Origin of the sequence: Pseudomonas sp. P8_241 (assembly GCF_034008315.1) — a bacterium.
Classification (GTDB): Bacteria; Pseudomonadota; Gammaproteobacteria; order Pseudomonadales; family Pseudomonadaceae; genus Aquipseudomonas.
Genome location: NZ_CP125377.1, coordinates 4884099 through 4905301, shown reverse-complemented (window position 1 = coordinate 4905301; position 21203 = coordinate 4884099). Strand labels below are relative to the sequence as shown.

Genomic DNA, 21203 nt, shown 5'->3' with positions numbered 1-21203 from the left:
AAGACGAAGTACTGACTTTGCCTAACTAATGGAATAGCAAGGTTGGGAGGTTACTATGCGATTCAATACTGCCACGGAGTCCATTGATTACAGCTTGGGCGGCCGCTGTGCTTTGCTGTTTGTCATCGTCAATACGTTCTGGCTGCCGGATGCACAAGCCGCGTGCGGGCCGACGGCACCCGGGGCTTATATCCTGTCCCAGACCTGTACCCCGGCGGCTGGAGTTGATGCCACGATCACCACGCAACCGGGTACGACGATCACCACCGCCGTCGGCTCATCAGTGCTCAGTCGCGCCAACAACAGCAACTCGACGATTACCCTCAGCGGCACCACGATCACCAGCACACCGCCCACTGCTGCCAATGCCGTCTTCGCCAACGTGATCGGAGTGGGTGGCTCAGGCAACGCTGCTCTCACGATTGATGGCGGCGTCAACACGGTCAACCTCGGGGGCTCGGGCCTGGATGCGCTGGCAATTACCAACGTCAATACCGGGCTGTCCACCGTGTCTGTTACGTCCGGCACCACGCTGAACATCTTCAATACGGTCGAAGGCAACGAACACGACGGCATCGATGTGAACGCCAGTGGCGGTGGCACCATTAATGTGGCGCATGCCGGCAGTGGCTCGGTCACCACTTTAGGCGGCAACGGCATCTGGGCCAAAGGCTCGGGCAGCGGCGACGTCAATGTGAGCGTCGGCAATGGTGTCAGTTTTCTTGTCGACAACGCCAGTGAACTGTCCAGTGGCCCGCCTATTGATGACGATTCGTTGCCCACGGCGGGGGTCGGCAATCACGCGGGTGTCCATACCCGTGCGATCAACGGCAACACCACTGTCGATAACGCGGCCAGCGTCGAAGGGCGCGGCATGAACGCATTCGGCATTTTCACGGAAGGCGGTACCGGCGACACCACGCTGCACAACAGCGGATCGATTACCACCAATGGCTTGAACGGCTTCGGTATACGCGCGCTCTCGACCACCGGGAGCATTGCCGTGGTCAATGACGGCACGATCACTACGACCGGTGGCGGCGGCCACGGTATCTACGTCAACGATAACGTCGCAGCTCTGGGCAATATCAGCATCCAGAACAATGCACCGCTCAACGTCGGCAGCACCACCGATATCACCGGCTCGCGTGCCATCTACGTCATCAAGCGCGGAACCGGCGACGCGACCGTCACCGGCAATGGCAACATCAATGTCGTCGGTGGCCTGACGACCACTCGCGCCTACGGCATCATCATCAGTAACGAAGGTGGCAACATCGCCGTCGATTATGCGGGGGACATCTCGGCCAGCGGCGCCGTTGCGGGTGGCATTCGGGCTGACGCGAGGGCAGGCAGTGTCCGTGTCGATTACACCGGCAATCGCATCGAGACCTTCAACGGCAATGCGAACGGCATCTACGCCTCCACCCAGTCCACCACAGACACTGTGGACATCAAGGCCGGCGGGACGATCATCACCCATTCCAATACCGGCGGTGGCGACGGTACCGGTATAGGCTCGTTCGGCCTGCAGGCCTTGTCCCTGGGCGGCGATGTGAATGTGACGTTCACCGGGCCGCGCATCGACGTCAACGGTTCCGGCGCCGCCATCGTGGCTGGCAATGCGTTCGATTCGGGAACCGGGTTAGGCAGCCTCACGATCAGTAACACGGGCGAGCTTATTGCGCGGGGCAATCAGCAACAGGGCATTCGCACCTTTTCCACGACTGGTCAGCAGACCATCACCAACACCGGTGCGATCCAGACGCTTGGTGCAAGCAACAGCCAGGGCATTCGCGCCGAGGCTTCAGGCGCGGCCAATCTGACGGTCAACAATTCGGGGTCGATCACCACCAAAGGCACTGGTTCGTCGGGGATCGATGCGCAGGCGCAGGGTGGATCGGTCAGCGTCAGCAACAGCGCGGCGATTCAAGGTGGATGGTCAGACAGCAGTGGCGTCACCCTGGCCGGTGCCACGCAAGCGTTGAACAGCACGGGCAATATCACGGCACTCAGCGATTCGGCCGTTCGTGCGGATGCCAGCGGTACCGGGAATACGTTTACGCTCAATAATGCCGGGCAGATGACCGGCTCGGTCTCGGCCTCAAGTGCTGTCAGCCAGATCACCAACAAAGGCACCTGGACCTTGCGCAATTTTTCCGACAGCACCGGCAGCGGAGTCCGTGACACCTGGGGTATTGCGGTCAGCAACCTGGGTTCGGCGACCGGCAACAGCATCGACAACACCGGCCTGATTCGCCTGGCGTCCCAGCCCGCATCCGGCATCGTCAATTTCAACAGCAGCGGTGCTTATCTGCCCTTGGGTCAATCGGTCAATACACCGACAGCGGGCGGCGCCGTGCAAGGCCAATTGCTGGGCGTGGGTCGTTTCACCCACAGCGGCACCCTTGACCTGCCGGGGGGCACTCGCACGGTGGGCAACGTGCTGCTGATCAGCGGTGCGACCACGGCCGGTGCCAATGGGGGCGGTGTGTTTGTTTCCAACGGTGGCAACCTGCTGCTCAACAGCACCCTGAATGAAGGCGGGGCAAACAGCCGCTCCGACATGCTGGTCGTGGACTCGACCTCGACCGGCAGCGGCGGCGCGACCAGCGTTGCCGTCAGCAACATTGGCGGCTTGGGCGAGGTGACCCAAGGCAACGGGATTGCGGTCGTTGAGTTGACCAACAAGTCTGTCACAGCGAGCGATCCGAATGCCTTCCGCCTCGCGCGCCGGGTCGTCGCCGGGCCGTATGAGTACCGCCTGCAACAAGGCGCCGAGGATGGCAGCGCCAGGGACACCTGGTTCCTGCGTTCGGATGCCCTGATCCCGGATGATCCTCCTGGGCCTGGCCCGGACCCGACGCCTGACCCGACGCCTGACCCAACGCCGGATCCTGATCCAACACCGGACCCTGACCCAACGCCTGATCCCGCCCCGGTGCCGAACTACCGTCCCGAGGTCTCGCTATATGGTGCGTTGCCCGCGCTGGCGCTGGTCTATGGCCGGACGATGGTCGATACACTGCATGAACGGGTCGGCGAAGAGCGCCTCAACCCCGGCGACCCGTTACCTGCCGAGGACCAGGCCACCTATTCGCCTTCGATGGGATGGGGGCGGGTGATTTATCGCAGTGGCAAACAGGACGGGGATCGAAAAAATGCCTTGGGCAACACGCCGGAATACAACTACGACCTGACCGCGTTCCAGGTCGGCACCGACCTCTACCGCAAGGTCGACACCGATGGCAGCCACGATCAGGCGGGTGTTTCCCTGTCGGCGGGCACCCTCGATGCGGGCGTCAGCCATTACAACGGTCTGGCGGCCGGTCAGGACACCTTGCGCGCCTATGGGGTGGGCGCCTATTGGACCCATTTCGGACCTTCGGGCTGGTATCTGGACGGTGTGCTGCAAGTCAACCGCTTCGATATCGAGGCCAAGCCCAGCGAGCTGCCCGAACTGGAGACCCGGGGCTGGGGATACACCGCGTCGCTGGAAAGCGGCTACCCATATGCAGTCGACAAAGACTGGTACGTCGAACCGCAACTTCAGGCGATCTACAGCACCGTTGACCTCGACGACAGTAACGATGTCGGGGCCAACGTGCGGTTCAAGGACGTGGAATCGCTGATCGGCCGATTGGGCGTGCGCATTGCCAGAGATTGGGAAACCGAAGGCACGGACAAGACTGCACGGCGCACCAACGGCTGGATTCGTCCGAGCGTCTGGCATGAGTTCAAAGGGCAACCGAAAACCGAGTTCTCGTCCCAATCGGGTTATGTCCCGTTCGAGTCGGATATTCAGGGGACGTGGGGCGAGGTCAACCTGGGGGTGGATTACCAGGCCAACCAGCGCACCACGTTCACGGTCTCGGCCGGTTATCGCCAGGGCTTCGACGGCGACAGCCATGGCTATGACGCCATGTTGGGGTTCAAGATCAACTTTTGATTGTTGTTGTAGGAGCGAGCCTGCTCGCGATGGTCGTTAACGAAAACGCGTTTTTACTGGCTAAAAATAGCGTTCTTGAGTCCATCGCGAGCAGGCTCGCTCCTACATAAAACAGAAAGGCTACTTGGCGGTGACGTTGGCCCGCGCTGTGTGCAGCTTCTTGTAGCTGTCGATCAGGCGCAGGTGCTTGTCGAGGCCTTCAAGTTTCATGCTCGTCGGCGTCAGGCCGTAGAAGCGGACGCTGCCGTCCACGGAACCGATCGCGGCGTCCATTCGCTCGTTGCCGAACATCCGGCGGAAGTTGACTTCGTAATCGGCCAGTTCCAGATCTTCGTCCAGTTCCATCTCCAGTACCGCATTCACGGCCTGGTAGAACAAACCGCGTTCGACCGTGTTGTCGTTGTACTGCAGGAACATCTCGACCCTTTCTTTCGCTTCGTCGTAGTTCTGCAGCGCGAGGTAGATCAGCAGTTTCAGCTCCAGAATCGTCAACTGGCCCCAGGACGTGTTGTCGTCAAACTCGATGCCGATCAGGGTGGTGATGTCGGTGTAGTCATCCAGTTCGCTTTCTTCCAGGCGCTTGACCAGTGCTTTCAGACCGGCCTTGTCCAGGCTGTGCAGGTTCAGGATGTCTTCACGGAAGAACAGCGCTTTGTTGGTGTTGTCCCAGATCAGATCGTCGACCGGATAGATTTCCGAATAGTCCGGCACCAGGATGCGGCAGGCGGTTGCACCGATGTGCTCGTACACCGCCATGTAGCTTTCCTTGCCCATGTTTTCGAGGATGCCGAACAGGGTCGCGGCTTCTTCGGTGTTGGAGTTTTCACCCTGGCCGGAGAAGTCCCACTCGACAAATTCGTAATCCGACCGGGCACTGAAGAAACGCCACGACACCACGCCGCTGGAGTCGATGAAGTGCTCGACGAAGTTGTTCGGCTCAGTCACCGCGTGGCCTTCAAAGGTCGGCTGAGGCAGATCGTTCAGGCCTTCGAAGCTGCGGCCCTGGAGCAATTCGGTCAGGCTGCGTTCCAGCGCCACTTCAAGGCTTGGGTGGGCGCCGAACGAGGCAAACACGCCGCCGGTACGCGGGTTCATCAAGGTAACGCACATCACCGGGAACTCGCCACCCAGCGACGCATCCTTGACCAGCACCGGGAAGCCTTGCTCTTCCAGGCCCTTGATACCGGCCAGAATGCCGGGGTACTTCGCCAGCACTTCCTGAGGCACATCCGGCAGGGCCATTTCGCCCTCGATGATTTCGCGTTTAACCGCACGCTCGAAGATTTCCGACAGGCACTGCACTTGCGCTTCGGCCAGCGTGTTACCGGCGCTCATGCCGTTGCTGAGGTACAGGTTTTCGATCAGGTTGGACGGGAAATACACCACCTCGCCGTCGGACTGACGCACGAACGGCAACGAAACGATACCGCGCTCTTCGTTGCCGGAGTTGGTGTCGAACAGATGCGAGCCGCGCAACTCGCCATCGCGGTTGTAAACCTTCAGGCAGTATTGGTCGAGAATCTCGGCCGGCAGTGCGTCTTTAGGGCCTGGCTGGAACCAGCGTTCGTCCGGGTAATGCACGAATGGCGCGTTGGCGAGTTCTTCGCCCCAGAACTGATCGTTGTAGAAGAAGTTGCAGTTGAGACGCTCGATAAACTCGCCCAACGCCGACGCCAACGCGCCTTCCTTGGTCGCGCCCTTGCCGTTGGTAAAGCACATCGGCGAGCTCGCATCGCGGATATGCAACGACCATACATTGGGCACGATATTGCGCCATGAAGCGATTTCGATCTTCATGCCCAGGCCGGCGAGAATGCCCGACATGTTGGCGATGGTTTGCTCCAGCGGCAGGTCCTTGCCAACGATGTAGGTGCCTGCTTGCGAAGTAGAGGCCGGCATCAGCAGCGCCTGGGCGTCGGCATCGAGGTTTTCCACTTCCTCGATGACGAACTCAGGCCCGGCTTGCACGACCTTTTTCACCGTGCAACGGTCGATGGAGCGCAGAATGCCCTGACGGTCTTTGTCGGAGATATCGGCCGGCAATTCGACCTGAATCTTGAAAATCTGGTTGTAGCGGTTTTCCGGGTCAACAATGTTGTTCTGCGACAGGCGGATGTTTTCGGTGGGGATATTGCGGGTTTCGCAATACAGCTTCACGAAATAGGCCGCGCACAACGCCGACGAAGCCAGGAAGTAGTCGAACGGACCGGGTGCCGAACCATCGCCCTTGTAGCGAATCGGTTGATCGGCTACCACCGTGAAGTCGTCGAACTTGGCTTCAAGCCGAAGGTTGTCGAGAAAGTTGACCTTGATTTCCATGAGGGTTACCAGATTGCGAGCTTCAAATTGGCCGCCATTATCCGGCTTTTCAACTGGAAGTCTTGCGCTTTTGCGCAATGGCCGCTGACCGGTCCCCAGAGCTGTCCTTATTGAATTAACAAGCGGCCGGCGAGCGGCCGAACGGGCATAAATGAGCTATACCGCTAATCCACCTTTGCAATTCTTCTTGCAGGAGTTTGGCAATGAAACTCAGGCACTCGCTGGCAGCGCTGATGATTGGCGCGAGCCTCTTCGGCTGTACGACGTCATCGAACAAAAGTGTTTACGTTCCCCTGGCCGCCACGCGGCAGAACGCCGGTCAGATCGGCAACGTCACGCTGTCTGCGTGGGACAAGCAAACCGGGCTCAGTTTCTTCATCAGCGGTGCACCCGGTGGCGTCTCGTTGCCCTTGCGTCTCTACAGCTTCATCAACAAAGGCAGCTGCCAGCAACCGGGGCCGGTGGCCTATGCGATGAACGACATCGTCACCACCGAGCGCCAGGCGATACGCGGCTGGACTTTCTCCAGGAGCGCGCCTGTCGAGCTGTCGGCCTTGCTGGCCGGTGAGTACTCGGTGGTGGTGCGCACGGCGGCGACCGATGGCAACGTGGATATTTTTTGCGGCGACATCAAGGAACAAAGCGTGGCGAAATAGCCAACGCCGAGCGCGAATGTTGGCTGCCGATGTCGAGCTAGAATGAGCCGGTCAATTTCCGATTCAGGAGAACCCCCATGGTCAGCAAAAACACGATTTGCCTCTGGTACGACGGTGATGCCCTGGACGCTGCGAAATTCTATGCCGCAACCTTTGCGGACAGCTGCGTAACCGCCGTGCATCAAGCGCCCGGTGACTATCCGGCAGGCAAACAGGGTGACGTCCTGACGGTCGAGTTCACGGTGATGGGCATTCCATGCCTGGGGCTCAACGGCGGTTCGGGGATCAAGCACAACCAGGCGTTTTCGTTCCAGGTGGCGACCGACGATCAGGCCGAAACCGACCGCTTGTGGAAGGCGATCGTCGATAACGGTGGTCAGGAAAACGTCTGCGGCTGGTGCCAGGACAAGTGGGGCCTGTCGTGGCAGATCACGCCACGCGTCCTGACGGCGGCGATCACCGATCCGGACCCCTCCGCGGCCAAACGCGCATTTGAAGCCATGATGCAAATGGGCAAAATCGACATCGCGGGCATCGAAAAGGCGCTCAAAGGCTAGTCGTCCTCGAAACGCCCCGTGCCTTCGCGATCAGCCGCGTAGTGTCGGGTGAGCGGGAAGGGCGGCAGCCAGGATTCGCGGCGCACGGTCCAGCTTTCGTAGGTGGGTTTGAGTTGATCAGGTGCATCGAGTGAACCCAGGTTTACTTCGATTTCGTCGGCGCTGTGCGCAAAAACGGATGAACCGCAACGAGGACAGAAAAACCGCCCGGCGTAGTCGCGGGTCTCGCCTTCGATAGTCACCGCCTTTTCGGGGAATATCGCCGAGGCGTGGAACAGCGCCCCATGGTGTTTGCGGCAGTCAAGACAATGGCAGAGGCCGACCCGGTAGGGGCGGCCCGTCGCCACGATTCTTACGTTGCCGCACAGGCAACCTCCGGTGAATCGGTCCATGTTGCGCCTCCTCTTGAATCGAGCGTTCATGAAGCATAGGCCGTCACGTGCCTGTCATTTACAGCTGGTAGATTCTGCGCGCCGCTTCGGCCCACTCAAGGCGACTCTCAGGTGTACTCAAGCACAACCCGCCAGCCAATTATCCTGCGCTCCGATGACATGCGCTGCGACGACTTTGGTGCCATGTTTTCGAGGATGTTCGGCAACCTGTATGCCGATTCCCCACCGCCGCCGCGCAATATCATCATCGGCGGGGTCTATGGCCGACACGAAGGCGTGAGTTTTCGTCGCATGCATTACCGGGGCGACTTCTCGGTCGACTTTCCCGATCCTCTGGACGAGATCACTTTCGTGATTCCCACGGCCGGCAAGATCATTTTCAACCACGCCACCGAGTCGGTCGGCTTCGGCCAGATCGGCCTGGCCATCGACAAGGCCGATGTGCGCTCGGTGCGCTTTCTCGACAATCACGCGCAGCACGGCATTTCGATCCGGCGGGCGCTGATCACTGAGCGACTGTCGACCTTGCTGGGCAAACCGATCCTGGAAAAAGTCCTGTTCGAGCCGGTGGTGGACCTGGATGTGGCGGCGTTCCAGAGCATCAGGGCTCTGGTGGAACTGGCCACGGGGGCCGAGTTTGATTTGCTTATGAATACGGGTTCGCTGATGCCGTCGCGCTTGCGGGAGATGTTGGTGGATGCGGTGCTGGAAGCCTGGCCGCATAACTTCACCGAAACCTTGCGTCGCCCGTCCCCGCTGATCGCGCCGCGCCACGTGAAGCTGGCCGTGGAATACATCCAGGAGCATCCCGACAATCTGGTCAGCGGTACGGACCTGGCGAGCATGACGAACGTCAGTCTGCGGGCGTTGCAGGACGGTTTTCAGCGTTTTGTCGGCATGTCGATCGTGACTTACCAGCGGCAAGTTCGTCTCGAGCGGGCGTACGGCGTGCTCACGCAAAACGTCGCGGCTTCGGTGACGGAGGTGGCGTTGCAGTTCGGGTTCAGCAACGTCGGCCGGTTCACGCAGTATTTCCAACGCGCTTATGGTGTCAGCCCGGCGCACGTGAGGAAGGGCTTGCGAGTACGGCACCCGGCCTGATGGTCTGTGGCTCAAACCGCCGCAACAGCGGTTTGAGCCGGGCGTGATCCGTCAGAACAGATAGCTGGCCTTGAGGCTGCCATAACTGCCGTGGCTGTCGCCGCCGCCCGTGGCACCGACCTCGGCCCCCACGCTCAATGCGCCGAGGTTGGCCATGACATTCACCCCACCCAGGAACTGGTCGCGGTTGTCGAAAGCCGCGCGCTGTTCGATATCCAGGCCCAGCAGGTGCCCTTTGCTGTTGATTTCGTTGTCGCCCAGCACGTGTTCATAACCAAACTGTACCCCCGGCACCAATTGCCAGGCGCCCATGCTGAAGGCGTTGAACGAGGCGTTGAGGTTGGCCACGGCACTTTTGCGGGTCTCGTTGATGTCGTCGACTTCGAGGGCCAGTTCGCTGCCTTTTTCCTTGAAACCCGACAGGTTCAAGTGGCTGACGCGAACGCCGAGGCTCGGTTCTAAAGTCACGCCGCTGATCGGCATGCGGTAACCCAGCGCCAACGTGGCGCCGGTGAGGTTGCCGTGGCTGTCGCCCTTGGCCGTGCCCAGTCCGCCGCCAAGGTCGCGTTTGCTGTCGTAGTCGATGTAGCCGGCGCTGGCGTCGGCGTCAACAAATAACCCGCGCTCCAGGCCATTCGGTGCGTAACGGGCGCCGGCGCTGAAGAACGTCAGGTCGGTGTCCGCTTCGCCCCCGGCGCCGCCGACGCTGCCCTTGCTGTAGCCGAAGCCGCCGTAAGCGCTGAACTGTTCGGAGAAACGTTGGGTCAGGCCGATCATCAAGCCCTGGCTGTGTTCGTTGCTGCTCTCGGCGTGGGCCGAACCGTCGGTGCCCAGATAGCCTGCCAGCGCGGTGCTCCACAAACGGTATTGCCCGATCTTGAGGTCGGTGCCGCTGGAGAACGGCGCGGCGGCCTGTTCGATCATTGCGTTCTGGCGCAGCAGGTAACTGGCGGCGTCGGCGTGTACCTGACCACCCACCGTGGACTGCACGCCGCCGAGATCGCCCACATCAATGGCCGATTGCAGGTAATAGTTGTAGTCACTGTAAGTGCCCGACAGGCGGGTGTTCTGCAATTGCTGCAACAGCTGTGCACCGGCCGCGGCGTTGCCGACAAACCCTGCCTGGCCGGGCAGGCTGTTGTACTCGACCATTTTGCCGCGCAGCACATAAATGGTTTCCTGGGACAGACCCAGGCCCTGCTTGAGGTAATTGTCCATGCTGCCGTATTGCGCGCTCACCTGGTCCAGACCGGCTTGCAGGTAACTGGCGTCTACGCCAAGCAACGGCGCATAGATGGCCGCCATGCTCGGCGGCAGTGCCTTCAACGTCGCTGCCATGCGCGCGGCGGTGTAGTCGTTGGTCGCCAGGTAGTCGCTCATGATGGTTGCGTTGTCGACCCCGGCGATGCTTTGCAGCACGGCGGCGGTCCAGCCGGTGCGGTCCTTGCCGGCGGTGCAATGGAACAGCGCGGCGCCATCGACAGCGGCCAGTTCATTGAACAGCTGGGTGAACTGGCCGCGCATTCCGGCGTCGTTGACGAAGGCGCGGTTGGTCTCCTGCATCATGGCGAAGGCTTGGGCTGCACTGGTGAAGGAGATGGACGTGACGTTCGAACCGGAAGTCGTGCTGCCGATGATGTCGATGTTGGTGTAGGTCGCACCGGTCAGCAGCGTGTCGGGGGTGGCGGCGATCTCGCTGGGTGTGCGCAGATCAAAGACAGCCTTGATGCCCAGCCCGTTCAGGGTGGCCAGGTCTGTCGCGGTCGGGGTTAGCGCGTTGGCGCGATAGAAAACGCCGGCGCGCATCGTGCCATCGTTGGCCGTGGAGTACGCGGTGGTGGTCCCGGCGACATCCCGGAAGTTGTCCATGCCTTTCAGGCGCGGGGTGTTGAGCGGGGCGGTCTCGGCCGCCTGGGCGGCGGCGATGGACAGGCTCAGAACGGACAGCGAACACACAAGACGTTGAAACACGATGCAGCCTCATTGAACAAGCGTTGGGCTGGCTACTATCTGATTCGAAATGACGCTTAATGTTACAAATTCACGGTGGCAGAAAATGCCTGCGCGATCTGTCCAGAAGGTTCGTTTTCTGTCCATTCGCCGATTTTCGTTGATCCTCAAAAAACATCGCCGGGCCGCAAGCGGCCCGGTGATGTACATGAAAGACGACGATCAGTATTGGGCGCGCAGGCTCAGGGTAAAGGTGCGCGGGTCACCGTAGAAGTTGGTGCCCCAGGCGGCATCGACGCGATCATAGTATTTGCGGTCAAACAGATTGTTGGCAGTCAGTGTCGACGACAGGTGATCGTTGAACTTGTAGCCGATCTGCGCCGTGGTGACGGCAAAGCCGCCTTGTTTGAACTTCACGTCACGCTGGTAGTAGGTTTCGCTGACGGCACGTACGCCACCGCCGACGTTGAAGCCCTTGAGCGCTCCGTCGGTGAAGTCGTACTTGGTCCACAGGTTGTAGTTGTGCTTGGGCGTGATGGTGCTGAAGGTCTTGCCTTTGTTGGCGTCTGCGGCTTCCAGGTACTTGGTGTCGGTGTAGGCGTAACCGGTGACGATGCTCCAGTTGTCGGTCAGGTTGCCGCTCAACTCGGTTTCCCAGCCCTGGCTGCGCGCCTTGCCCTCGGTCATGTAGGCGCCGGTGCTGTCGTCGTACTCGGCACGGTTCTCATCGTAGATGCGAAAAGCGGCGATGCTGGCGTTCAGGCGACCGTCGAAGAACTCGCGCTTGAGGCCGATCTCATACTGTTCGCCTTCACGCGGGCCGACCGGCTCGCCATCGGTGCCGATTTCGCTTTGTGGCTTGAACACGCCGGTGTAGCTGAAATAGGTCGACAGTTCCGGGGTGATCTTGCCAATGATGGCGCCGTACGGCACGACCTTGTGGTTGATGCTGGTGTGCGCTTCGCCGTAGTTGTTGAAGAAGGCGTTCTCGTTTTTCGCGTCGCTTTCGTACCAGGTTACGCGGCTGCCGCCAATGACATCGAGCCAGTCGGTGACGTTGAACTTGGCGCGGGTGTAGAGGCCGTACTGGTCGGACTTGGACCAGTTGCCGTTGACGTGCTCATAGTCGTTATGCGGAATGTCGATGCTGCCCGGATCGTACACGTTGATCGGAAAGTACTCGCCACCGCCGTAGGTGAAGTCCTTGTCCAGGTGCTGGTATTCGGCACCCACGGTGAACTCGTGCTGGCGATCGGCGAATTCGAATGGCGTGGTGACGAAACTGTCGACGCCGATGGTCTTGATATGGGTGTAATAGTCGTACGCCACGGCCCAGCTGTCGCCGGTCGCGGGATCGACAGCGCCGTCGGCCCAGGTAAAGTTACGCTCCGGGGTCTCGGCATCGCGGTAGGTCACGGTGGTCTTGAACTGACCGCCGTTGTCCAGCGCGTGGTCCACTTCGGCAAAGCTTTCCCAGACTTTTTCATTGAGGGTGTTCCACTTGGCATCGACGAAGGTCGAGCGTGGGACATCCAGCAAACTGCCGTCGGCATAGGCCGGCAGGCCGAACGCCGGGGTGGAGTTGTTCTTCTGGTAGGCGCCGCCGACCGACAGGGTCGTGGCCGGGTCGAGGTCCAATTCCAGGCGGCCGTAAACCATCGGGCGTTCGTTCTTGGCGTAGTCGACGTAGGATTTGTTGTTCTCGTAGGCGGTCACGAAACGGCCGCGGACGGTGCCCTGGTCGTTCAACGGGCCGGTGACATCCACCGAGGACCGGTAGTGGTCATAAGAGCCACCCGCCACCTCGCCACTCAGGGCGAATTTGTCCAGGGCGCGCTTGCGCACCACGTTGATTGTGCCGCCAGGTTCGCCAGCGCCTTGATACAGGCCCGACGGACCGCGCAGCACTTCGACGCGGTCGTACATCGCCAGGTCAAAGCTGGTGGACAGGTCGCCCTGACCGGTCGGTTGCGACACACCGTCAACCTGGACCTGATCGACGAGGAAGCCGCGCATGTAGACGTCGTTGAGGCTGGAACCGGTGTTGTAGGTCTTGATGGTCACGCCGGTGACCTGACGCATGGCATCTTGCAGGTTGTTCAGGTTCTGGTCGTCCATGCGCTGGCGCGTGACCACGGATACCGACTGCGGGATGTCCTTGACCTTGATATTGCCCTTGCCGATGCTGACTTCATCGCTGGTGTAGGAATGCGTGCCTTCGGTGGTCGGCCCCAGCGCCAGGCCGGTGATCGAAGTGGCGCCCAGTTGCAGCGTGCTGGAATTATCCGCTGCCGGTACCAGTGAAACGGTGTTGCCGTTCAGTTGAAAATTGATGCCGCTCCCCAGCAGCAACGTCTTCAATGCCTGCTCCGGCTCCATGTTGCCCGACACCGCCGTGGACTTGATGCCGTTGACCATGTCCTGGCTGTACAGGATCTGCAGGTTGGTCTGTTGGCCCAATTGGCGCAAGGCGCTGGCCAGCGACTGAGACGGAACGTTGACGTTCACCGGTGCCGCTTCAACCTGGGAAGTGCCCAGCAGCAACAGGGCCAGCAGCGCGCCCGGCAAGACCGTTCGAAATTTCTTTTGCCGGTCGATGGCGAGTGCCAGCGGTGCGCGGGACAGAGTAAGGCTTTGCATTGCTCGAATCGCTCCAGAAGGGGGTGTGCAGATTTTTGTTAATGATAATTATTATTAGACGGACCACCTCGGCTAAACCGGAAAACAAACTTCGAAAAACAATGACCTGCGTGTCGGCAACGGCTGTCAGGCGGCTGTGCGCTCGGTCACGACCCGGCCGGACTCCATGCGCACCAGTTGATCGGCCAGGTCGAAATAGCGATCGTCGTGGGAGATGACGATGATGGTTTTGCCCAGGCGTTTGAGGTCCGGGAGCAGTTCGGTGTAGAAGATTCGGCGGAAGGTCGGGTCCTGGTCGGCGGCCCATTCGTCGAACACCAGCACCGGGCGTTCCTCAAGCCACGCATTGACCAGCGCCAGGCGTTTGCGCTGGCCGGTGGACAGGTCGGTGGTGGTGAAGCGGCCGTCCCTGACGCTGACCTTGTGCGCAATCTCCAGCCGTTGCAGGTATTGATTGGCGTCTTCAGGGATGTGCCGGTCGCCCTGCACCACGTCATCGAACAGGTAGTAGTCGGCAAAAATCGTGGTGAACAACTGGCGGTAGTCGTCACGGCTCTGCGCGTCGATGGCTTGACCGTTGAGCACGATGGCACCCTGTTGCGGCGCGTAGAGACCCAGCAGCAATTTGATCAAGGTGGTCTTGCCGCAACCGTTTTCACCGACGATGAAAATGATCTCGCCTTGCTCGATGGTCAGGTTCACCGGACCCAGGCGAAACGCTTCGCTGCCCGGTGCGGTCGGGAACGCATAACTGACGTTGTCCAGTTGCAGGCGATTGACCACGGCCGCAGCGTTGCCTTTGTCGCTGAGCAACAGGTGCGGTTCGGGGGAAGAAAACTGGCTCGACAGTTCGGCAATGCGCCGGAAGGCAATGCGCGCCCGGCTCACGATCGGCAAGGTGCTGACCAAATGTTCGATCGGCCCTTTCATGTACAGCAACACCAGCACGAACCCGCTCATCACGGCCTTGTCGGCGCTCGGCCAGAATGATTGAAGGGCCAGCGCCAGGCCGATCACCACGAAGAACAGCACCGAGCCCAGGGTCTTGGCGATCACGAAAGTATTGATCGAGCGCACCTGGGTGTTGCAGATGAAATCGGCCGTGCCCTTGATGCCCGATTCAAACATGCGCTGGCGACGCGGACGGTGAATGCGCAGCTCCTTGGCGCCACCGGCGATGGCGTTGTAGTGCCTCTGCAACTCGTCTTCGGCGTCGCGGGCGGCCATGAAACCCTGGATGCCCTTGCCCTGTGCGTAGAACTGAATGCCGGTGCCGATGGCAATCGCCAGCACCATCATCAGGAACATCGGCCACGACAGCATCGCCAGGTAACCCATGCACCCGAGGGTCACGGTCAGGGAAATCGCCAGTGGCGCGAAGGCGAAAGCGAAGTCGCTGATGGTGTCGACGTCGTGGGTCAGTACCGGGATCAAGCGGTGGCTGCGGTAGCGCTCGATCTGTTCGATGGGCGCGCAAAGCACCTTCTCCCCCAGCTCTTTGCGTAGCCTGGCGATGATGTGCTGGCCGACGTAATTGGTACCGATGTCCGAGCAGATCGAACTGCCGAGCGCCAACAGGCACAGACCACCGAATAGCGCGACCACACCTTGGGTCAGTCCATCCGCCGAGTGCAGTGCGTTGTTGATCGTGGCCAGCAACACCGTCACGCTCAGACCGCCGACCATGCCCAGAACGATCGACAGACTGACAACCAGCCGGAACGGTTTGAGGAGGGTGAACAATTCATGAATTGCACCGCGCGTTGGCTGGGTCATGAGCAGAGGGTTCCTTGGGGCTGAGGCAGATACCCAGTAGAACGTCTGATGGAGGGCTTAATTTAAACGGTGGGCGATGCAAAACCTGTGGGAGAGAGCTTGCCAGTATCATCGATGTCGGATGTACGGGCCTCATCGCGAGCAAGCTTGCTCCTACAGGTTTGGTGGCGTTCGAATGGTTTGTGGTCGACGTAAAAACTGTAGGAGCTGGCTTGCCCGCGATGGCGGTCTGTCAGTCAACATCGATGCCGGAGGTACCGGCCTCATCGCGAGCAAGCTTGCTCCTACAGGGTTGGGGTTGTTCGAATGGTTTGTGGTCGACGCAAAAACTGTAGGAGCTGGCTTGCCAGCGATGGCGGTCTGTCAGTCAGCATTGATGTCGGAGGTACCGGCCTCATCGCGAACAAGTCTGCACCCATAAGGGTTGGGGAGGGATTAGAGCGTGCGCACAACGCGGAAACCAATCCAGTCGCCACGGGTTTGTGGATCGATGTCGTTGCGGTTGCCCGAGCGCGAAAACACCGGTGCTTCGCCCCAGTCGTTGCCGCGGATGCGCAGGGTGTCGCAGTTCGGTTCAGTCCAGGCGCTGCCATCGGTGGGCGCGCCAACGTAGTCCGGGTGGTAGCAGTCGGCGATCCACTCGTAGACGTTGCCGTGCATGTCGTACATGCCGAAGGCGTTGGGTGGGTAGCTGCCGAACGGCGAGCTGTAGCTGTAGCCATCGACCGGGCCGTAGGTGTTGGCGTGGGTGGCGATGCTGTACTCGGTGCCCGGGTCGAACGGGAAGGGGAACGGCCCGGTTGAGCCGGCGCGGGCCGCGTATTCGCGCTGGGCCTCGCTGACGATGTGGTAGTGCTGACCGGTTTTCATCGAGAGCCACGCGACATAGGCGCTGACCTCGGCGAAGTTCATGCACACCGCTGGCTGGCGCGGGCCCTGGGGGTAGCGTGGTTTGCTGTTGATGCATTCGCGACCGGGGCGGGTGTCGCCATCGGGCAGGGTGACTCCGGTTTCCTTCATGTACTGGTCCCATTCGCTGGCGGTGATCTGGTAGCGGCTCATGGCGAAGGGTTTGTCGAACGTCACCGCATGCATCGGGCCTTCATCAGGTTCGCGGCCGACCTCGTCGTCCGGGGTGCCCATGCTGAAGGTGCCGGCGGGCAACACCACCATTTCCGGGCAGTTACGGCAATCCTTGAAGACCTTGCCGGGCAATGGCGCGGTGTAGGCCTGGGCGAGGCCGGGCAAAGCGCTGCCGAGTACGGCCAACAGCGTCAGGGCGCCGAGTTTTTTCAGGGGGATTTTCATATTGGCTCTCGCTCAGTCAGACCTGGTTGGCCAGCAGTTCCATCAGGCGGTCGATGTGCGCTTGGGTATTGAGCAACCCCGGCGAGACACGAATGATCGGCCCGACATCCCGGTCAACGGCGTCGCACACCACGCGCTGGTCCATCAGGTAATTGGCGACTTCCTCACAGTCCCGGTTCTTGATGCGGAAGAAGGTGAAACCGGCGGAGTACTCAGGCGACAACGGCGTCACCAGCTCTACCGACGGGTGCGCTTGCAGACGTTTTTTCAGGTAGCTGTTGATCTGGTGGATACGCGCCGCGACATCAGCCTTGCCCAGTTCCAGGTGCAGCTTGAAGGCCTCGGTCAGCGCCCAGCGGTGTTCGAAGGAGTGATAGCCACCGTAGGTCATCACCGTCGAAAACTGCGTCGCTTCGGAGAAAGTCGGTATGGTCGGGGTGACGTCCTTGAGCTCGTCGGAGCGGGCGCAGATGATCCCGGTGCCCCGTGGGCCGAACATCCATTTGTGGGTGCCGGCAATGAAAAAATCGCAGTGCATGTCGGGAAAGTCGACGTTCTCCACGCCAAAGCCGTGCACGCCATCGACCACATAGAGGATGCGGTCCTTGTCGGCGCGGCCACGGTTTTTCGCTTCCACCAGTTTGCCGATCTCGCCGATGGGCAGTTTCACGCCGCTGCCGGAATGCACCCACGTCATGCCCAGCACGCGGGTTTCGGGGCGAATGTTGCTTTCAATCGCGGCCAGTACCTCAGCGGTGGAGACCTTGTACGGGTCTTCGAACAGTTTGATTTTGCGGACCTGGGTGCCGTCCTTCTGGGTGCGATATTCCAAGACTGTGTTGGCGGCATAGTGCTCGTGTTCGCTGGTGAGAATTTCCTGATCCGAGCGCACGTGGATGCCGGCGTAAATCATCGCCAGGCCTTCGGTGGTGCTGCCGGTCAGGGCGATCTGCGACGGCTTGGCCTTCAAGTAGCGACCGGCCCAGACGCGCACTTCTTCCTCGCGTTTCTCGGTTTCGCCACGATGCCAATCCATGGCCAGGCCTGGGTTGCGGTCAAGGTTGACGCGGTGCATTTCGATGGCTTCACGCACTGGATGCGGGTGCGAGGTCACCAGGAAGTTGGCGAAATGCAGGTAGTTCGGGTCCTGGGTGAACAACTGGCGCAACTGGTCCCATTTGTCCTTGGGCAGCGGTGCGGGAGTGGCGGCCAGTGCCGGCAGGTTCACGGCCGAGGCCAGGGGGATGCCAGCGGCGAGGATGCCGGCCTGCTTGAGGAATGAACGACGGTTGGTCATGGATTCGGTTCGCTTTGGCAAAAGTAAAAATCAGTTCTGGACGACGGGCCGGGAGGACTTCTGTACCTGATCCCAGACCCGCAGGAAGTTGCCGCCCCAAAGCTTGGCGATGTCGGCTTCGCCGTAGCCGCGGCTGATCAGCTCGGCGGTCACGTTGCGGGCCTCGCTGACGTCTTTCCAGCCATCGAGACCGCCACCGTCGTTGAAGTCGGAGCTGATGCCTACGTGGTCGATGCCGATTTTCTTCACGGCATAATCGATGGCGTCGCCGTAATCCTTGAGGGTGGCCTTGGGCTCTTCGTCGAGGATCGAATAGAGCTGGCTGGCGTACTCGCCGAAACGCTGCTCCGGCCAGACGGTGATGACCGGGTCGCCGGGCATCAGCGCCATTTCCAGGCCTTGCAAAGGTTGCAGGTCGAAGCGCGCTCGCAGGGCGTTGAGTTTGTCCTGGGTGGCCTGGCTCAGTGGGCGGATGTAGGTTGGGAAAGCGACAATCTGCACCACGCCGCCGCTGTTCCTGATCAGCTGCATTTCCTGGTCGCTGAGGTTGCGCGGGATGTCCACCAGGGCGCGGGGCGCCGAGTGGGAGGCGACCATCGGCGTGCGACTCAGTTGCGCCACTTGCTCCAGGGCCCTGGTCGACATCTGCGACACATCGATGATCACGCCCAGGTCGTTGAGGCGCTGCACCGCTTGCTTGCCGATGTCCGAAAGCCCGCCGAGGGCGTCCCGTGAATCATTGAAGAATGGTAGCGGTCGCGATGAGTCGGCCCAGGTGTTGTTGCCCACATAGCTGAAGCCAAACATGCGCATACCCTGGGCCGCCCACTTGTCGAGTGCGTTGAGGTCATTGCCCAGCGGGTAGGCGTTGAGCATGCTCATGAAAATCGCGAATTTGCCTTCGCCGTGCAGACGGCGAAAATCGTCGGGGGTGTAGGCAATGGCCACCTGATTGGGAAAGTCGCGGACCATTGCACTGATGATCTTGTAGCGGGTTTCCTGCTCATGCCGGGCCTCGTCGATGAAGCCGGCAGTGGGGCGATGCGGCGCGTTGGGACCGTTCCAGATTTCCGGCCAGCCGAAGATCGTCAGCGCTGCGCCAGACAAACGACCGCGGCCGGTCTTGACCAGGTCGAACTGGCCTTCGCCGTCCTTGTCGACTTCGTTGCCGGCGGTACCGAAATCCATCGGCACGGTGATATGGCTGTCGAATGAGAGGATGCGTTCCTGCAAGGCATCGGCCTGTTTCATCACCTTGACCGGGTAGCCGGGATTGTCCTTGAACCAATAATCCCAAGCCATGTAACCGGCACCCGCGCTGATCGTCAGGGCCAGCGGCAGGCCAATGAAAAGAGCCTTTTTCGAACGTGGTTTTGTCATTGCCGTCTCAGTCGGGTTCGCCGTCAGGGTGCAGGCGCGGGGCCTTTGCTATCTGGGGGGAACGAGTGGACGGGCTGAGAATTTAGGTGTTTGTGCCGGCCTCTTCGCTGGCAAGCCAGCTCCTACAGTGAAGCCGTTAAATTTGTCGGCACAACAAACGTTCTAGCTTGGATAAAGCCTGCTCCATGGCTGACACAGGTAGGGCAATGACGATTTCTCGACGATGGTTCCTCGCAGGTGTGGCGCTGACCGGTGCTGCCCTGCCTGCGGTGTATTACGGACATCGCGAGTTGACCAGAGCGGACCCGACGATCACACCCGGCGAAGCGTCGTTCGATGTGGCGGATGTCGCGGGCCAGCGGCTGGCGGATACCTTGCGCGGCGTCTGGAAGATTCGCTTTGAAGGGCGTGACGCCGGTATCGAGGGTTTGCCGCTGGAGGGCCTGGAAGTGTTTCTCGACATCGGGCACAAAGGTCGTGGTGTCAGCGGTTTCCTCGACACAGCCGAGCGTTTGCGCAGCAGCGAAGAACCCCGTTTGCGCGTGCTCGGCGATCTTTCCGGGACGAATCCGGCGCAGTTGAGTTGGCGGCTGGTCAGTGCCAACGGCAGCTGCGCCTACGAATTCGACATGACCCTGGACGAGGTCTGGGGCGGTTTCGGTAACGCTGGCAGCCGCACCCTCAGTGGTCGCGTGCTGAACCTGGATCGTCCGCTGATGCTGACCTCCCAGGACAATCGCTTCATTGCGGTCAAGCGCGTGTTCCCCGAAGCGCGCGAGCGCACAGGGCTCAACCCGACCTTGCTGGCGTGGCTGGTTTCCCCGGAACACCGGCTGTTTCACCAGCTCTGGCATGCCTCCCGGGACAAATGGCACAAGCTGTCCGAAGACCAGCGCGCAGCCTTGCGCGGCATCGGCTGGCAACCCGGCCCGCGTGACAAGGAGCGCGATGCCCGTGGCGAGCGCAAGGATCGCAACGGCTCGGGCGTGGACTTTTTCTTCATGCACCGGCACATGCTCGGCACGGCGCGCACGATGCAGGACCTGCCGTCCTGGACGCATTTCCCGTTACCGCAGCCGGAACTGGCGCGGGACCGGCTCGGCTTCGCCCGCTACTTCGACAACCACGACGGCACGTCGCTGCCGCCGACCTGGCTGGCCGAAGACGATGACGAGTACACGCAGTGGGTCAGCGACATCAAGACCGCCGAGACCTACCACAGCAACTTCCAGGTCTGGGAATCGCGCTACCGCGACCCGCGTTACCTGTCGAAGCTGACGTTGGGTCAGTTCGGTTCAGAGGTCGAACTGGGCCTGCACGACTGGCTGCACATGCGCTGGGCTTCTGTGCCGCGCGATCCCTCGAACGGCCAACCGGTGCCGTTCGCCCGGGATCCCTCGGACTTTTCCGCACGCTGGTTTGCGCCGGAAAACGATTTTCTCGGTGACCCGTTTTCCTCCCATGTCAGCCCGGTGTTCTGGCACTTCCATGGCTGGATCGACGATCGCCTGGAAGACTGGTTTCGCGCCCATGAGCGCTTCCATCCGGGGCAGGTCAGTCGGTTGCAGGTCAACGGTGTGCAATGGTTTGCGCCGGGGCGCTGGGTCGAGATCGACGACCCGTGGCTGGGGCCGATCACCCACGGTTGCAGCACCACACCGGGGTTGCGAGCGGGTCAGTCTGTGGAAATGGACCCGGAAACCATGAAGCTGGCGTTGCGCATCACCTTTGGCGAGGACGAGACAAAGTTGAAGGGCTTGTTCCGAAAAATACCGCAGCGGCCGTGGTATGCCCGCCATCTGGAAGCCAGGCAAACTCCGGTTTGATACCGCGTAATCGTTCAATCGCTGGCAAGCCAGCTCCCCCAGGGTCCTTGGG

13 protein-coding genes are annotated in these 21203 nt (G+C 60.8%); 5 read left to right on the top strand and 8 right to left on the bottom strand.

Annotated features, from left to right (window positions below):
• The first annotated feature begins 55 nt into the window (after positions 1–55).
• Positions 56–3949, top strand: coding sequence for an autotransporter outer membrane beta-barrel domain-containing protein (locus QMK58_RS21925; RefSeq protein WP_320395436.1), 3894 nt, complete (start codon positions 56–58; stop codon positions 3947–3949).
• Positions 3950–4069: 120 nt separating this feature from the next.
• Here QMK58_RS21925 and QMK58_RS21920 read toward each other — a convergent pair whose 3' ends face one another.
• Positions 4070–6268, bottom strand: coding sequence for an OsmC domain/YcaO domain-containing protein (locus QMK58_RS21920; RefSeq protein WP_053157165.1), 2199 nt, complete (start codon positions 6266–6268; stop codon positions 4070–4072).
• A gap of 203 nt (positions 6269–6471) precedes the next feature.
• Between QMK58_RS21920 and QMK58_RS21915 the strand changes: the two genes are divergently transcribed.
• Positions 6472–6924, top strand: coding sequence for a hypothetical protein (locus QMK58_RS21915; RefSeq protein ID WP_053157169.1), 453 nt, complete (start codon positions 6472–6474; stop codon positions 6922–6924).
• Positions 6925–7001: 77 nt separating this feature from the next.
• Positions 7002–7481: a VOC family protein gene (locus tag QMK58_RS21910; RefSeq protein ID WP_053157171.1), complete on the top strand. Its 480-nt coding sequence runs from the start codon at positions 7002–7004 to the stop codon at positions 7479–7481.
• Here the strand turns inward: QMK58_RS21910 and QMK58_RS21905 are convergent.
• On the bottom strand, positions 7478–7873 hold the full coding sequence (locus QMK58_RS21905; RefSeq protein WP_053157174.1) for a GFA family protein: 396 nt from the start codon (positions 7871–7873) through the stop codon (positions 7478–7480). The genes QMK58_RS21910 and QMK58_RS21905 overlap by 4 nt on opposite strands.
• Before the next feature lie 159 nt (positions 7874–8032).
• On the opposite strand from QMK58_RS21905, the gene QMK58_RS21900 reads away from it, so the two are divergent.
• Complete coding sequence (locus QMK58_RS21900) at positions 8033–8974, top strand: helix-turn-helix domain-containing protein (RefSeq protein ID WP_413817433.1); 942 nt, start codon at positions 8033–8035, stop codon at positions 8972–8974.
• Between the two features lie 51 nt (positions 8975–9025).
• Here the strand turns inward: QMK58_RS21900 and QMK58_RS21895 are convergent, their stop codons facing one another.
• From QMK58_RS21895 to pvdM, 6 genes are all read right to left on the bottom strand, one after another.
• Positions 9026–10945, bottom strand: coding sequence for a tyrosine-protein phosphatase (locus QMK58_RS21895; RefSeq protein ID WP_320395434.1), 1920 nt, complete (start codon positions 10943–10945; stop codon positions 9026–9028).
• Between the two features lie 201 nt (positions 10946–11146).
• Positions 11147–13564: a TonB-dependent siderophore receptor gene (locus QMK58_RS21890; RefSeq protein WP_053157183.1), complete on the bottom strand. Its 2418-nt coding sequence runs from the start codon at positions 13562–13564 to the stop codon at positions 11147–11149.
• 126 nt (positions 13565–13690) lie between these two features.
• Positions 13691–15340 (bottom strand): cyclic peptide export ABC transporter, encoded by a 1650-nt coding sequence (locus tag QMK58_RS21885; RefSeq protein ID WP_320395433.1) that lies wholly within the window; start codon positions 15338–15340, stop codon positions 13691–13693.
• 435 nt (positions 15341–15775) lie between these two features.
• Complete coding sequence (locus QMK58_RS21880) at positions 15776–16648, bottom strand: formylglycine-generating enzyme family protein (RefSeq protein WP_320395432.1); 873 nt, start codon at positions 16646–16648, stop codon at positions 15776–15778.
• A 16-nt stretch (positions 16649–16664) separates the two neighbouring features.
• Entirely contained in the window at positions 16665–17945 is a 1281-nt protein-coding gene (locus QMK58_RS21875) for an aminotransferase class V-fold PLP-dependent enzyme (RefSeq protein ID WP_053157191.1), read from the bottom strand.
• Between the two features lie 30 nt (positions 17946–17975).
• A complete protein-coding gene (gene pvdM / locus QMK58_RS21870) occupies positions 17976–19325 on the bottom strand; it encodes a pyoverdine-tailoring dipeptidase-like protein PvdM (RefSeq protein ID WP_320395431.1) in 1350 nt (449 codons plus the stop codon).
• A gap of 206 nt (positions 19326–19531) precedes the next feature.
• On the opposite strand from pvdM, the gene QMK58_RS21865 reads away from it, so the two are divergent.
• Complete coding sequence (locus QMK58_RS21865) at positions 19532–21151, top strand: PvdJ/PvdD/PvdP-like protein (RefSeq protein ID WP_320395430.1); 1620 nt, start codon at positions 19532–19534, stop codon at positions 21149–21151.
• Positions 21152–21203: the final 52 nt, after the last annotated feature.